Here is a 14,390-nt window from a genome sequence, read left to right as displayed (position 1 = left end):
ATACCCCCTAAAATTCCACAATCTATTATAGCATAGCAGGAAGAATTAATGTATAATAAATTGTGCCTGCATATTGCTTTTGTTTGCAGAGTATGGTATGAATATATAATAATAAAATTATAGCAGTTAAGAAAGTATAAATCCTTTCTTACTGCATAAGTGCAACTATGGCTGTCACCTAAAAGCTTGGTGACAACTAAGTTTCTAATAACGTCAGAAAATATAAGTTATGGTTGACTTTATAAGAAGAACTTCGGCACTCGCTATAAGATGAGGCGTGGCCTGAGTTTTCCAAACATGCAATGATGGATTTCAGTAGTGTTGCATTTCCCTTTCCAAGAGAGCTGACGGCAGGTGGAAGTCAGTATACAGATGCAGGCGAATTACAATTCCGGAGCTTCTTTTATGAAAGACGGTGCGAATCATCGTTAACAATCCTAAGGTGACACGTATGGTGTAACAAGGGTGGTACCGCGAGTATAAACTCGTCCCTTTTGGAGGGATGGGTTTTTTTAATGATTAAAAATCGTTATGTGAGGGGAAATGCGGTATTCGCGCATAACATAGCTGGACCTGAATTTATATAAAATTTATAAGAAAAGTGAGAGTGGTGGACATGGATATTTTAAAAGATTTGGAAAAACGTAATCTTATTCATCAGACAACCGATGATGAAGGGCTTAAAAAACATCTCAGTGAAAATCAGGTAACTGTTTATTGCGGCTTTGACCCCACTGCTGACAGCCTTCACATTGGGCATTTGGTTCCGATTACTATGCTTAAAAGATTTCAGCGTGCGGGTCATAAACCAATCGCATTAATTGGCGGCGGAACTGGTATGATTGGTGACCCTAGCGGTCGCTCCAGTGAACGTTCGCTAAATGAAGAATCGGTAGTAAAAGACTACAGTGAAAAAATAAAAGAACAACTTGCACACCAGCTTGATTTTGATCATGGTTCAAATGCAGCTGTCGCCAGAAATAATCACGACTGGCTTGCAAGTATGACGGTTATCGATTTTCTGCGCGATGCTGGAAAACATTTTGGTATTAATTATATGCTTGGAAAAGAGTCAGTCTCAGCCAGAATTGAACAGGGGATATCGTATACTGAATTCAGTTACATGATTTTGCAGTCACTTGATTACATGAAATTGTATGAACAGGAAAACTGTACGCTGCAAATTGGCGGAAGTGATCAGTGGGGCAACATTACTGCTGGTATGGAGCTGATTCGTCGATCCAGAGAAAACGAGGATGAGGATATTAACGTATTCGGGTTGACTGTACCATTGATTACGAAAGCTGATGGCAGCAAATTCGGTAAAACGTCCGGCGGGGCAATCTGGCTTGATTCGGAAAAGACGTCACCATATGAATTTTATCAATTCTGGGTGAATACGGATGATAGGGATGTCATTAAATTTTTAAACTACTTTACATTTTTGGAAGATGACGAGATGGAAGCACTAAAAAAAGAATTGGAAACTCATCCTGAAAATAGGCTGGCACAGAAACGGCTTGCTGAGGAAATGACCCGTGAAGTCCACAGTCAGGAAGCACTGGAGCAGGCACAACGGATTACTTCTTCATTATTTAGTGGTAATCTACAGGATTTGACAGCTGAAGATATTGAGCAGGGTTTCAAAGATGTGCCTGCATATGTAACAGAAAAAGCGGAGATTGGATTAGTAGATTTACTCGTAAACAGTTCAATTTCCTCATCAAAGAGACAGGCGCGAGAAGATATCAACAATGGTGCTATTTATATAAACGGCACACGTGAGCAGGATACGAAATATGTGGTTGGTTCATCCGACCGGATTGATGACAGGTTTACGATTATCAGACGAGGCAAGAAAAAGTACTTCCTGATTCGTTATCAATAATCAGCACGTTTTACGAGAGGGGGGATATAGTTGGCACGTATAGGTTCATATTCACAGACGGCTAACCCGGCTTGGAGTGATAAAGCATTTCGGTCCGGCAATAATATTGCAAAGCAGATGACATTGCAAGGGACCATAAACCGGACATTTCTTTTGACAATGGCACTGTTTCTCTCGGCAGCATTCGCATGGAGCCGGTATTTCAACGGACCTGGTGTAAATGGACTGCTGGTACTTGGCCTGATTGCCGGGTTGATTTTGGCAGTTATTACAATTTTTGTCCCGAAAGTTGCCCCTTTTACATCTGTTCCTTACGCGCTCGCTGAAGGATTGGTAGTGGGCAGTGTTTCGGCAATGTATGAAGACCTGTACGGCGGTATAACGATGCAGGCTGCGTTGCTGACATTCGGTGTTCTGCTCATGATGCTATTACTGTATAAAACCGGTGTGATTAAAGTTACCAAAAAGTTCAGGATTGGGGTAATTTGTGCGACCGGCGCTATCCTTCTGGCTTATTTGGCAACGCTTGTGATGCGGCTGTTTGGGGTACATGATGTCCTGTACATGCATAACAGCGGTCCAATCGGGATTGTGATCAGTGTTGGGATTGTGATTGTAGCGGCATTGAATCTGGCGTTGGATTTTGATCTGATTGAGCGCGGCGTTAAACGCAATGCGCCTAGACACATGGAATGGTATGGCGCATTCGGACTTATGGTAACGTTGGTATGGCTTTATCTTGAGATTCTTCGGTTGATTGCTAAACTAAGACGATAACCTTTTTAACAGAGAAATTTCATCATTTAAATCCCGGTGTTTTGGCAGCCGGGTTTTTACGTTTTGCAATTATCAAAATTTTCTTGACAATATATAGCTTGTATGCTAAATTAAAATGGTATAGTTGGATTTTTTATGGGAGGTGGAATAGAACAGGTTTTATTTTCATACAAGGGGGGAGCACAATGAGTGAACAGACTCAGGCTAAGAAAAGTTTTTTCGATGGAAGATTCGGAAGGTTTATTCTCCCGGCGATTATTCTTCAATCGACATTGATTGGCGGAGGATATGCAACAGGAAGAGAAATTGTTGCATATGGGGCAAAGTTTGGTTCGCTTGGCTGGGTAGCTGGTCTGGCAATTTTTCTGGGATTTGGTCTGGCGGCGTTTCTGATGTTCGAGATAGCCAGGATTTTCAGGGCATATGATTATAAGTCAATGGTGAAGAATTTAATTGGTCCATTCTGGTTTTTATTTGATATTATCTACCTTTTATTGGCTGTTTTAATAATCTCGATTATGGCCGCCGCAACCGGATCGATTGTGGAAAGTACGCTCGGCATCAATTACTGGGTAGGCGTGGTTGGAATTGCTGTTATTGTCGGAATCCTGAATCTGTATGGTGAACGGCTGATCGAGCGGTTTGAAACGTATGGTACGATTGCATTAATGATTGGTTATATTATTTTTGGAATTATGGTTATTACTACGACCTGGGATGATGCGATGCAGGTTTTTGCCAGTGGTGACACTAGTTATGTGAGTGATTTCAGTTTCTGGACCATTATTTGGAGCGGGATCATTTATGTTGGATATAATCTTGCTGTATATCCGGCTGCATTATTTACCGTTAAACGGCAAAAATCGATAAAAGATACACTTGTTTCAGGTCTAGTTGCCGGGGTTCTGATGACACTGCCGTGGTTCTTGACTTACTTTGCTTTGATGGGATTTTATCCGTCAGAGGATGTGTTTGGTGCGGAAATCCCTTGGCTGCAGATGCTTGATGGTTATGGAGCCTGGGTTGTCGTATTGTTTGGTATTGTTGTTGGCTGGACATTGGTTGAGACCGCTACAGGTATGATTCATGCCTTTCTTGAACGATTGGATAACAATCTTGAGGAGCTTGGAAAAAAGAAACTGACGAAAAAACAAAGTGGGCTGGTTGCATTTATAACGCTTGCTGCTTCTGTGCTGCTTGCCGAAGTTGGAATCATGGATCTTGTATCCAAAGGTTACACAGCATTAGGGTATGGAATGCTTGTTGTCTTTGGTTTGCCGTTGATTACAGTTGGACCATATAAAATTTATAAGCATTTTAAGAAAAAGAAAGAAAAAGTCGATACTGTTGCATAAAATAAGAAAGCCACAAGCAGGAAATTGCAGCTTGCGGCTTTCTTTTATTATAGGTACAAATTGTTATTGATTATTGTTTTGCTGTGACTGTTGAGAAGCTTGAGCCTGCTGTCCTTGCTGCTGTTGAGCTTGTTGCAGTTGTTGCTTAGCCTGTTGCAACTGCTGTTGCTGCTGGGAATCAGCCTGAGCTGATTGTTGCGCTTGCTGCTCAAGTTGCTGCAATTGCTGCTGTGCCTGTTGGATCTGCTGTTGATCACCGGATTGGGCAGCTTGCTGTGCCTGTTGAACTGCTTGCTGTACCTGTTGCTGGTTTTGTTGTGCCATAAAAAAATACCTCCTGTAAATTTTTGTTTTCACTGGTAGTTTGTACAGGAATTGGACAATTTATGTACATGGATATGAACGATTTGGAAAAAAGTCGTTAAGTGCCCATATAAAAATAGAAATTAATAATTATATGTTGCGTGTATGAAACAGGAAGGAATGTTATTGAAAGATTGAACCGTAGCAGACATGTGGCCATGGGGGATTTGCAGATTATAAAACTCCCAAATCATACATGATTTGGGAGTTTTAAGTGCATTAAATGCTTTATAACAGATTTTATACTTAACGTGAGTAGTACTCAACGATAAGTGCTTCGTTAATTTCAGCCGGAAGTTCAGAGCGTTCCGGAAAACGTGTATAACTTCCTTCCAATTTATTTTCATCAAATGAAAGATATTCGGGTACGAAGTTATTTACTTCGATGGCTTCTTTAACAATGTCCATATTTTGTGATTTTTCACGAAGTCCGATAACCTGACCCGGCTTGACTGCGTATGATGGGATATCAACGCGTCCGCCGTCAACGGTTACATGACCATGGTTGACAAGCTGACGTGATTGTCTGCGTGTACGTGCAAGACCAAGACGATAAACAAGGTTATCCAATCTTGATTCAAGCAGAATCATGAAGTTTTCACCATGAACACCTTTCATTTTACCCGCTTTATTGAACAGCGTGCGGAACTGACGCTCATTTAAACCGTACATGAAACGGAGTTTTTGCTTTTCTTGTTGTTGCAGGCCGAATTCTGAAATCTTCTTTCGCTGATTTGGTCCATGCTGACCTGGAGCATATGGACGCTTATCAAGTTCTTTACCGGTTCCGGTTAAAGAAATGCCAAGACGACGTGACTTTTTCCAAATGGAATCTGTATAACGTGACATGGGACATTTCCTCCTTTATTGTTTTATTCGCATAAAATAAAACCGTGTGTTCCAGTTCGCTATGCATTTTGTTTTCATGTACCATCGCTCCAGCAGCCGAGAGTTACGCGATACACCTCATATCGAGGAACAAAATGACAAAAACGCAGGTTCACCTAAGCTACCTTTTTATTTTACACAACGAATAGTATATAAGTTTTGAGACAGGAAGTCAATCATAATCTGTGTTTTTAATAATTTTTTTGATTATCTTAAAATATATCGTACACTCGGTATTCGCATGATTGGATTAACGATACATGCAGTTTGCGTCTGTAAAACGATGTTGATATAAATTACTTCAAAAATCCTTCGACAATTTCCGCGAATTTTTCGAGATACTCCCTGTCCGTCTCATCGAATCGGTTCAGGCTGGGACTGTCAATGTCTAAAACTCCGTAAATTTCATTATTTATTAGCAATGGGACAACAATTTCCGATTTGCTGGCACTGTCACATGCAATGTGTCCCGGGAATTTTGTGACATCTTCAATCAGTTGTGATTCTCGTGTCTCAATCGCTGTTCCGCATACCCCTTTTCCATAGTCAATACGAAGGCAGGCCGGTAAACCTTGGAATGGACCGAGTACGAGCTGATCTTCCTTCCAAAGATAAAACCCAACCCAGTTAACATCATGAAGAAATTGGTTTAATAGTGCAGAGGCGTTTGAAAGGTTGGCGATTGTATCAGATTCGTCTTCGGTCAGTGCTGTCAGTTGTTTTAGTAATAATTCATAATCTTTAGCTTTTTCACCTGAATAGGCGGTAGTTTGAAACATGGTTATTTATCCTTTCAGTAATTGATATTTCGACATTCTTTTGAGTTAATTGTCGATAGAAAATAGAAGGATATATCATCTGTTTGTCGTAAAATAGATATAAGGAGATGAATTTAATATGAAATATCCAACAAAACAAAAAGTCGTCGATGCAGCGTCTCAACTATTTTTTCAAAATGGGTTTCACGGAACCTCAGTACGGGATATTGCCGACAAGGCGACGGTAAACGTTTCTCTTATAAGTTACTATTTTAAAAGCAAGCAAGGATTATTGGAGCATGCCGTCACTCGTTATTATGAAGCATATCTTGAAACAATAGAGGAGACACTGCAGAACAGTGAATCCGAACAACCAATAACCCGATTGAAACTAATGGTTGAAGCAATTATACAGTATAAGCAAAGCAATCATCAATTTTCGTGTTTCATACACAGAGAATTGTCATTGGATTCTGTTTTTGTGCGGGAAATGGCAGTCACTTATCTAGCAAAAGAAAACTATTTTATTAAAAATACATTTTTCGATGCACTTACAGACAGCAAAAGGGCCAATGATCATCAATTTTTGCTGATGCAATTAAAAGGAATGCTGATTACGCCATATATTCTGCAGCATGAATGGAAAAATCAGGTGATTGGTGAACGGTCGCATGGGGCATTTGCCAATAAGTATATAAAAACGATTGGAGAATGGCTCGACTATGTCATCGAAAATAATCGGCAACATAGTAAAAAGGTGTAAAACTCGTAATTTGGTCAGGGTTTTAGAAAAAATCTTGTCAAAATCGCATATTAATTGAATTTTTTTAGCCAAAAATGTAGATTACATGGTATCATTAGTATAATAACGACATGATTGCAGGAGTTTTGTTGATAATCCGACAATCCCTGTTCTTCCAAGAGAAATTCATCGAATGATAACCCTCTTATACAGGAATACAGTCAGGAGGCATTTTATGGCTTACATCATCGGCATTATATTGATAATTATTGCACTGATTATTACCGGGCTTATAATGCGAAAAAAGATCTATGATGTGGTAGACAGGTTGGAAGCCTGGAAAATGGATATTATGAATCGCAACGTTGCATCCCAAATTGGTCGGATTAAAAGTTTAAACCTCTCCGGTGAAACACAGCATAAATTCGAATCATGGAAAGATCGCTGGGAACTGATCGTTACGAAAGAATTGCCGGATATTGAAGAGTATTTGTTTGATTCTGAGGAGGCAGCAGACAGATACCGGTTTCCCAAGGCAAAGAAGATATTACGTCAAACAGAAGAAATCCTTCAATCGATTGAAGACGAAATTGAAAAGATGCTGTATGAGTTAGATGAATTGATGGAATCCGAAGAGTCCAGCCGCAAAGAAATTGAACAAATTCAACCAACCATCAAGGCGTTACGGAAAAAACTCTCTCAACATCGCTATCAGTACGGCGATGCCGAAAGACATTATGACGCTGAAATTGATCAGTTGGAGGAACAGTTGATACGATACCGAGAGCATGTTGAATCCGGAAATTATTCGGAAGCTCATCACGTGGTGGAAGGGCTTAAAGATGAACTTTCCATTCTCCAAAAAGAAATGGAAGAATTTCCTGCTCTCTATAAAGCATGTAAGAAAGAATTGCCTGAACAGCTGGATGATCTTTTAAACGGGCTGAAAGGTATGAAAGCTGATGGTTATCGTGTCGAACATTTTGGATTTGAGAAAGAAATACATACGTATCAGCAGCGGCTGAAGGATTGCGTCCGTGCATTGGATAATGGCAATGGGGACCCGGCTATAGAGATAAAAACTGAGATAGAAGAGCGAATTGCCGAAATGTATCAGCTGTTGGAGAAAGAAGCGGTTGCCAAAAATTATGCGGAAAATAAAATGCCGGTTTTTCAGGAAGAACTGGAAAATCTGGAAGATGATTTTCTTGTTACCAAGGAAGAAATTGAGGAACTGCAGAAAGCATATTATTTCGAAGATACTGATATGGAAAAATACCTTGTACTCGACAAATCGATTGGACAGTTGAAAAAACAGCTTGATATGGTAAAGACTGAAATGGACCAAATGGAAACTTCTCATTCCGCTCTTCGTTCTGAACTGGAAAGTGGGTTTGAGAAAGTGGAAGATTTGCAAAAGGAACATGATGAATTTAAGAAACAAATTCAAAATTTACGTAAAGATGAAGTGGCAGCAAAAGAAAAGTTGAATGAAATGAAGAATGAACTTTATCGTACAAGCCGTCGGTTAAATAAAAGTAATATTCCAGGTGTTCCGGGGTTTATCTGGAACTTGATGGAAGATGCTGCAAATAAGAATGCAAGAGTATTGGATGCATTGAATAAACAGCCATTGGATATTTCAGAAGTGCAGCAGACAATATCTGATGCAGATGCCGGTGTTACTCAGGTTGCTGAACAGACGGAAACAATTCTTGATCAGGCTTATTTGACTGAACAGGTTATTCAGTATGCAAATAGATATCGCAGTCAGAATCCTGTTTTGTCTGCGAAGTTATCAGAATCAGAACGGCTATTTCGTTCATATGAATATGAACTTGCATTGGAGCAGGCTGCCAAGGCTGTTGAGGAAATCGAGCCTGGTGCATTGAAGCGTATCGAGGAATATCAGCAAGCAGCAAACTAAATAATAGTAAAAACGTATCGTTTGATGTATGATTATCATTGTTTGAAATACATGACGTAAATGATGGGGCTGTCTTAAGGATCGGGTATGCGGTAAACCCGTTTTTAAGTCAGCCTTCGTTGTTTGTTTTATATTAATAGGGTTAAAAGGAGTATTTATCGTGATCTATTTGGATAACAGCGCAACAACTAAACCGGACCCATCTGTTCTGAAAAGCTTTCATCAGGCAGCGGAGAGTTTTTTTGCCAATCCATCGAGCATTCATCAGTTTGGCGGAAAGGCGGAAACATTGCTGCAAAAGTCAAAAGAACAGGCGTCATCCATCCTTGGTGTGTCACAGGAGGAAATTATTTTTACATCTGGCGGAACCGAGGGAAATAACCTTGCAATTAAAGGATTCGCCAATAAACATCAGAGCCGCGGAAAACATATCATTACAACCGAGGTTGAACACCCATCAGTTTATCAGGCATGCCGAAGTCTAGAAGAAGAAGCGGGTTTTCGTGTGACGTATTTGCCTGTAGATGAAAATGGCCGGATTTCAATAGAAGATTTGAAAAATGCGATCCAGGAAGACACCATCTTAATCAGTATAATGCATGTGAACAATGAAATCGGATCAATCCAGCCGATTCGTGAAATTGGTGAGGTTGCCAAGAAGCACCCAAAACTTGCATTACATGTTGACCATGTACAGGGCATGGGAAAAGTACCTGTGCAGCTGCACAACAGCGGGATTGATTTATGCACTATTTCCGGACACAAAATCCATGGATTAAAGGGGACCGGAATCTTATATGTGAATGAACGGACGAATTTGCTGCCCTTATTTCATGGTGGAGATCAGGAGCGGTCATTACGATCCGGAACGGAAAATCTTGCCGGTGCAGTCTCATTGGTAAAGGCGATGCGATTAATCAGCGAACGTGAAACAAAGGGCACTAAACATATGAATGGACTGAAGCAGTTGCTTGTGAAACATCTGGAAGCAATGGACGGTGTAGTAATCAATACCCCATCAGACGCTGCACCGCATATTATGAATATTTCCGTTCCCGGCATAAAACCTGAAGTGATCATTCATATGCTTGGTGAACGAGATATATTTATTTCCACCAAATCAGCCTGTTCATCCAAGCAGTCGGATGAAAGTAAAACCTTGGCAGCATGTGGATTCGACTCAGACCGTTCCACTTCTGCATTGCGCATCAGCATGTCGTTTGATACAACTGAATCAGAAATCGAACAGTTTTTAAAGGCGCTGGAAGAAGCAATTAATAAATTTAAAGCAGTAATGGGGTAGATAGTAATGGAATATGATTATATTTTAATCCGGTACGGCGAAATGGCCTTAAAAGGGAAAAACAGAAAGAAATTTATTGTGCAGCTGCAAAATAATCTTAAGAATAAGTTAGTGGAATTTCCCGGGGTCAAAGTAAAACGAACACAGGGAAGAATGTTCGTGTTATTAAATGGACATGAACCGGAACCGGTTATGGAAAAATGCAAAAATGTTTTTGGAATTCAAAGCCTGAGTCTGGCGATTAAAGTGTCCAATAATGCTGATGAAATAAAAGAAGCGGCTTTATGGGCGTTGCATAACAGTTCCGATGTTAAAACGTTCAAGGTATCTGTCAAACGAATTGATAAGGAGTTTCCCGTTCGTTCGCAGGATATGAACCAGGTTCTTGGCGGCCATTTGCTGACAAACACAAATGGATATACAGTGGATGTGCATAATCCCGATCTTGAGATTAAGGTTGAAATCAGAACAGAAGCAACTTATTTAACATCAAGTGTGGTGAATGGTTTAGGCGGATTACCTGTGGGTACTTCCGGTAAATCGATACTCCTGTTGTCGGGTGGGATTGATAGTCCGGTTGCTGGTTTTCTTGCAATGAAGCGTGGGGTGCAAATCGAAGCGATTCATTTTCACTCACCGCCATTTACGAGTGAACGTGCCAAGCAAAAAGTATTGGATTTAGCTGAAAAATTAACCGCGTATGGAAATGCGGTTAAAGTGCATGTTGTACCATTTACGAAGCTGCAGCAATATATTTTCCGTACGATGCCGGACGGATATGCGATGACCATTATGCGCCGGATGATGTTCCGAATCAGTGAGAGGGTCTGTGAACAAGAATCAATCCTTTCCATGACCACTGGTGAGAGTCTTGGGCAGGTTGCAAGCCAAACAATGGAAAGTATGAATGCGATTAATGAAGTAACCAATATTCCGATTATCCGGCCGTTAATTGCAATGGATAAAGATGATATCGTTAAAGTTTCCAGAAATATCGACACTTACGATATTTCCATCAGGCCGTATGAAGATTGCTGCACAATATTCGTGCCTAAATCACCTAAAACAAAGCCGAGTCGGGAAAAAATTAATCAATTTGAATCACAGGAAGATTTTACAGCATTAATTGATGAAGCAGTTACCGGCACAGAAGTGATTAAGCTTACAGGAAAACCAGAAAAAAAAGATGAGTTCAGTGATTTACTTTAATTTACAGCAAATACCAGTTTAAAATTCCTCCAACCTTCAAAGTCTATAAGTACCAAGGAGGTGAGTGAAGATGGCAAACAATAATTCAAACCAATTGGTAGTACCTGGTGCACAACAGGCACTGGATCAAATGAAAACTGAAATCGCATCAGAATTTGGTGTACAGCTAAGTGCTGACAACACTTCCCGCGCAAATGGTTCAGTTGGCGGTGAAATCACAAAACGCCTTGTTCAAACTGCTCAGCAACAATTTGGCGGTCAACAACAGTAATAACAAAATACTCATGGATTTGGGCTGCTCCTAATTTAGGAGCAGCCCTTGATTTTTATTGGATAAATGGGTAAGGTTTTTATAAAGAATACGAACTTCCAGGGGGAGATTACATGGGCATACTTTGGTTTGGCGGTCCAATCTACACGATGGACAATGAAGGGGACGCAGCAGAAGCAGTCTATACCGAAGGGGAATTTATAAAAGCAGTTGGCACATATGAGCGATTGTATCATGATTTCTTTGACCAGATTGATAATGAAGTGAACCTGAAAGGAAAAATGATGCTTCCCGGTTTGGTGGATAGCCATATGCATATTATACAGCATGGAGAAAAATTGCTTAGACTGGATTTGTCCCAGATGATATCTGCTGAAGAGGTAAAGGAAGCATTAAAAAATAGGACTGCTAATTTATCGGATGGCGAATGGCTTGTCGGTGAAGGCTGGAATGAAAACCAATGGGAGGATCCGGTAATATTTTCAAAAGCTGAATTGGATGATATATCCCCGGATAATCCGATGATACTTTCAAGAGTTTGCCGTCATGCATTATTGGCCAATTCAAAGGCGATGCAATTATCCAAAATTGCCGAAGACACTCCAAATCCGCAAGGTGGTATTATCGTTCGGGATAAGGAGGGGAAAGCAGCAGGTTATTTTTTGGACACAGCCCAGGAATTAATCAAAGCGGCAATGCCGGAAGTTTCTCAGGAATATTTACAACAGGTGATTAATATTGCTGTCGACGATCTTTTAGCTAAGGGTCTGGTTGGTGGACATAGTGAAGATTTAAATTATTATGGCGGATTCAATAAAACGTATCAGGCGTTTATGCATGCGGTTAACGGAACAAAGAAAAAGTTCAAGGCGCATTTATTGGTTCATCATGAAGTATTAGATGACATGCTTGAAGAGAATATGGGATTCCTTGATGGAACTACATATGTTGAGTTAGGTGCTGTTAAACTTTTTTCCGATGGTGCTCTTGGCGGGCGGACTGCCTGGCTGAGCAATGATTATAGTGATGATGAAGGAAATACAGGTGTTGCGATTCACAGCAGAGAAAACCTGGAAAATATTGTTCAAAAGGCGAGAAAGTATGATCTGCCAATTGCGGTTCATGCGATTGGAGATCAGGCTGCGGATGAAATCATATCAGTTATGAAGAAATATCCGTTACAAAATGGTGCGCGTGATCGGTTAATCCATGGTCAGTTACTTAATGAACGTTCATTAAAAACATTGACCGAAATACCTGTCATAGTAGATATTCAGCCCTCTTTTGTAGCATCTGATTTTCCATGGGTCATTGGCCGAATCGGAAATGACCGATTGAAGCTTTCATATGCATGGAAGACAATGATGGAGAATGGTGTGATTTGTGCAGGAGGGTCTGATGCTCCGATCGAGGGAGCCAATCCGCTTCTGGGTATCCAGGCGGCAGTTTTGCGTAAATCATCTTTTGACGGCAAGGTTTATTTACCGGGTCAGAAACTTTCCGTGTTCGAAGCAGTTCGGCTGTATACCGTTGGCAGTGCACAAGCGATAAGCCAAGAGAATTTCCGCGGGCTGATTAAAGAAGGATATACAGCGGACTTTACTATTTTGGAGGATGATATTTTTCAAATGGACCCTGAAATGCTTGATCAAGTGGAAGTGGCTATGACTGTAGTGGATGGAGATATTGTGTATGAGAAAAACCCTTACCGGTTGTGAAAGCCCGGTAAGGGTTTAAATGTCGCATTATGAGTTTTATAAGTGTTTAATTACGCTAATCATTCGCAGTTGAACTAAACTGCGATATAGTATTATCTCGTAAAGTTTCCTGACCTCGACGGTGGATAACAGAACAAGAACCAGCGGAGGAAATACGCGGAGACTCCTGTGGGAGCAGAGGCCTAGATGAGACTTCGCAGCGCGGTAGCGCAAGAAGGCTCATCAGCCGCCCACGGAAAGCGACGTGTATTTCCGTAGCGGTGGTAATACATCATATTATATCGCATTTATGGATTTTGTGTTTAAAACCAATCCATTTTAAAAGCAACTTATAAAAATGTTCGTTTCACACGTGACCAGAATGAGTTGTTTTTAAGCTTTACCGTTTTAATGACTTTGTCACTAAGGGTTATGTTTAACGATTGAATACTACGGATCGGATAAGCCTCGTTGTCTAAGCCGATTATGGGATAGTCATTCCCGTCCTGGACAATTTTCAGTGTTAATTCACGGTCACTATTTAATAAAAAGGGTGATCCCAGCGTTCGATATCTGTTGTTATTCAGCGATGCCAGTTCAGATACCTGAAAGCAATGCAGTTTCGGATCGATAACAGACCCTCCGGTTGATTTGTTGTATCCAGTGCTGCCGGTTGGTGTGGCAACAATCAAACCGTCTCCCCTGAACGTTTCAAAATGCATATCATCAATATAAACATCAATAACGATTGTCTTAATGATTGTTGAACGGATACTGACCTCATTCAGGCAATTAAAAGAAGATTCGCCGTTAATTTGTACGTTTATTACCGGAAAGCGTCTGACTTCAAGTTCTGCATGCTTCATCGTATGCAGCATTTCATCCATGTTATCCATATTAAAATCACAGTAGAGACCTGATTCATTTGATCGTGTAAGTCCTGTATATAAACAATCCTGCCGAAAACCGGTTTTGCGGACGGCCTGCAGAAATGTTCCGTCACCGCCGATACTCAAAATGATATTCGCATCTTTTGCGTTATTGACGATTGTAAATCCATTTTTTTCAGCTTCTGTAATCAGGGAATTCAACTGATCATCCGAATGATCGGCTGTCTGATAAATATAAATGTTTTTACGGTTTGCACGCATCAATGTTACTCCTCCCGTACTTGTACATTTCCTTCTTTTATCGTACCATTTTGCACCTTTT

Annotated in this window: 13 protein-coding genes and 1 other annotated feature; of the genes, 9 read left to right on the top strand and 4 right to left on the bottom strand. The window is 40.5% G+C overall.

The window, feature by feature from the left end:
- Positions 1-293 precede the first annotated feature (293 nt).
- Positions 294-496 (top strand) — a binding site (T-box leader).
- Between the two features lie 120 nt (positions 497-616).
- The 3 genes from tyrS (at position 617) to HUX68_RS06455 (ending at position 4,020) form a co-directional block, all read left to right on the top strand.
- On the top strand, positions 617-1,888 hold the full coding sequence (gene tyrS / locus HUX68_RS06465; protein ID WP_174614059.1) for a tyrosine--tRNA ligase: 1,272 nt from the start codon (positions 617-619) through the stop codon (positions 1,886-1,888).
- A 30-nt stretch (positions 1,889-1,918) separates the two neighbouring features.
- Positions 1,919-2,665, top strand: coding sequence for a Bax inhibitor-1/YccA family protein (locus HUX68_RS06460; RefSeq protein ID WP_246206620.1), 747 nt, complete (start codon positions 1,919-1,921; stop codon positions 2,663-2,665).
- A 185-nt stretch (positions 2,666-2,850) separates the two neighbouring features.
- Complete coding sequence (locus HUX68_RS06455; protein ID WP_174614058.1) at positions 2,851-4,020, top strand: YkvI family membrane protein; 1,170 nt, start codon at positions 2,851-2,853, stop codon at positions 4,018-4,020.
- Positions 4,021-4,083: 63 nt separating this feature from the next.
- Here the strand turns inward: HUX68_RS06455 and HUX68_RS06450 are convergent, their stop codons facing one another.
- The 3 genes from HUX68_RS06450 to HUX68_RS06440 all read right to left on the bottom strand — a co-directional run bounded on the left by HUX68_RS06450 (position 4,084) and on the right by HUX68_RS06440 (position 6,050).
- Positions 4,084-4,344, bottom strand: coding sequence for a hypothetical protein (locus HUX68_RS06450; protein WP_174614057.1), 261 nt, complete (start codon positions 4,342-4,344; stop codon positions 4,084-4,086).
- A 285-nt stretch (positions 4,345-4,629) separates the two neighbouring features.
- Complete coding sequence (rpsD, locus tag HUX68_RS06445; protein ID WP_174614056.1) at positions 4,630-5,232, bottom strand: 30S ribosomal protein S4; 603 nt, start codon at positions 5,230-5,232, stop codon at positions 4,630-4,632.
- A gap of 335 nt (positions 5,233-5,567) precedes the next feature.
- On the bottom strand, positions 5,568-6,050 hold the full coding sequence (locus tag HUX68_RS06440; RefSeq protein WP_174614055.1) for a GAF domain-containing protein: 483 nt from the start codon (positions 6,048-6,050) through the stop codon (positions 5,568-5,570).
- 118 nt (positions 6,051-6,168) lie between these two features.
- Here HUX68_RS06440 and refZ point away from each other — a divergent pair, with 118 nt between their 5' ends.
- The 6 genes from refZ (at position 6,169) to HUX68_RS06410 (ending at position 13,199) form a co-directional block, all read left to right on the top strand.
- Complete coding sequence (gene refZ / locus HUX68_RS06435) at positions 6,169-6,792, top strand: forespore capture DNA-binding protein RefZ (RefSeq protein WP_174614054.1); 624 nt, start codon at positions 6,169-6,171, stop codon at positions 6,790-6,792.
- 214 nt (positions 6,793-7,006) lie between these two features.
- Complete coding sequence (ezrA, locus tag HUX68_RS06430; RefSeq protein WP_174614053.1) at positions 7,007-8,698, top strand: septation ring formation regulator EzrA; 1,692 nt, start codon at positions 7,007-7,009, stop codon at positions 8,696-8,698.
- 160 nt (positions 8,699-8,858) lie between these two features.
- The gene (locus HUX68_RS06425) at positions 8,859-10,001 is read left to right on the top strand and encodes a cysteine desulfurase family protein (protein WP_174614052.1); all 1,143 of its coding nucleotides are present in this window, start codon (positions 8,859-8,861) and stop codon (positions 9,999-10,001) included.
- A 6-nt stretch (positions 10,002-10,007) separates the two neighbouring features.
- Positions 10,008-11,210 carry a tRNA uracil 4-sulfurtransferase ThiI gene (gene thiI / locus HUX68_RS06420; protein WP_174614051.1) on the top strand — a complete coding sequence of 401 codons (1,203 nt, stop codon included), beginning with the start codon at positions 10,008-10,010 and terminating at the stop codon, positions 11,208-11,210.
- Positions 11,211-11,280: 70 nt separating this feature from the next.
- Positions 11,281-11,481 carry an alpha/beta-type small acid-soluble spore protein gene (locus HUX68_RS06415; RefSeq protein ID WP_174614050.1) on the top strand — a complete coding sequence of 67 codons (201 nt, stop codon included), beginning with the start codon at positions 11,281-11,283 and terminating at the stop codon, positions 11,479-11,481.
- A 113-nt stretch (positions 11,482-11,594) separates the two neighbouring features.
- On the top strand, positions 11,595-13,199 hold the full coding sequence (locus tag HUX68_RS06410; protein WP_174614049.1) for an amidohydrolase: 1,605 nt from the start codon (positions 11,595-11,597) through the stop codon (positions 13,197-13,199).
- 329 nt (positions 13,200-13,528) lie between these two features.
- Here HUX68_RS06410 and HUX68_RS06405 read toward each other — a convergent pair whose 3' ends face one another.
- A complete protein-coding gene (locus tag HUX68_RS06405; RefSeq protein WP_174614048.1) occupies positions 13,529-14,329 on the bottom strand; it encodes an NAD kinase in 801 nt (266 codons plus the stop codon).
- Positions 14,330-14,390: the final 61 nt, after the last annotated feature.

It is taken from the genome of Virgibacillus ihumii (genome assembly GCF_902726655.1).
Taxonomy (GTDB): domain Bacteria; phylum Bacillota; class Bacilli; order Bacillales; family Amphibacillaceae; genus Lentibacillus; species Lentibacillus ihumii.
The sequence above is the reverse complement of the archived record's forward strand: the minus strand, read 5'-3'. Positions and strand labels throughout refer to the sequence as shown.

Excerpts from the sequence above, each read along its gene's own strand:
- HUX68_RS06440 (WP_174614055.1), bottom strand. The coding sequence starts at position 6,050 with ATGTTTCAAACTACCGCCTATTCAGGTGAAAAAGCTAAAGATTATGAA.
- HUX68_RS06450 (WP_174614057.1), bottom strand. The coding sequence starts at position 4,344 with ATGGCACAACAAAACCAGCAACAGGTACAGCAAGCAGTTCAACAGGCA.
- ezrA (WP_174614053.1), top strand. The coding sequence starts at position 7,007 with ATGGCTTACATCATCGGCATTATATTGATAATTATTGCACTGATTATT.
- HUX68_RS06410 (WP_174614049.1), top strand. The coding sequence starts at position 11,595 with ATGGGCATACTTTGGTTTGGCGGTCCAATCTACACGATGGACAATGAA.
- thiI (WP_174614051.1), top strand. The coding sequence starts at position 10,008 with ATGGAATATGATTATATTTTAATCCGGTACGGCGAAATGGCCTTAAAA.
- HUX68_RS06405 (WP_174614048.1), bottom strand. The coding sequence starts at position 14,329 with ATGCGTGCAAACCGTAAAAACATTTATATTTATCAGACAGCCGATCAT.
- HUX68_RS06415 (WP_174614050.1), top strand. The coding sequence starts at position 11,281 with ATGGCAAACAATAATTCAAACCAATTGGTAGTACCTGGTGCACAACAG.
- tyrS (WP_174614059.1), top strand. The coding sequence starts at position 617 with ATGGATATTTTAAAAGATTTGGAAAAACGTAATCTTATTCATCAGACA.
- refZ (WP_174614054.1), top strand. The coding sequence starts at position 6,169 with ATGAAATATCCAACAAAACAAAAAGTCGTCGATGCAGCGTCTCAACTA.
- HUX68_RS06455 (WP_174614058.1), top strand. The coding sequence starts at position 2,851 with ATGAGTGAACAGACTCAGGCTAAGAAAAGTTTTTTCGATGGAAGATTC.
- rpsD (WP_174614056.1), bottom strand. The coding sequence starts at position 5,232 with ATGTCACGTTATACAGATTCCATTTGGAAAAAGTCACGTCGTCTTGGC.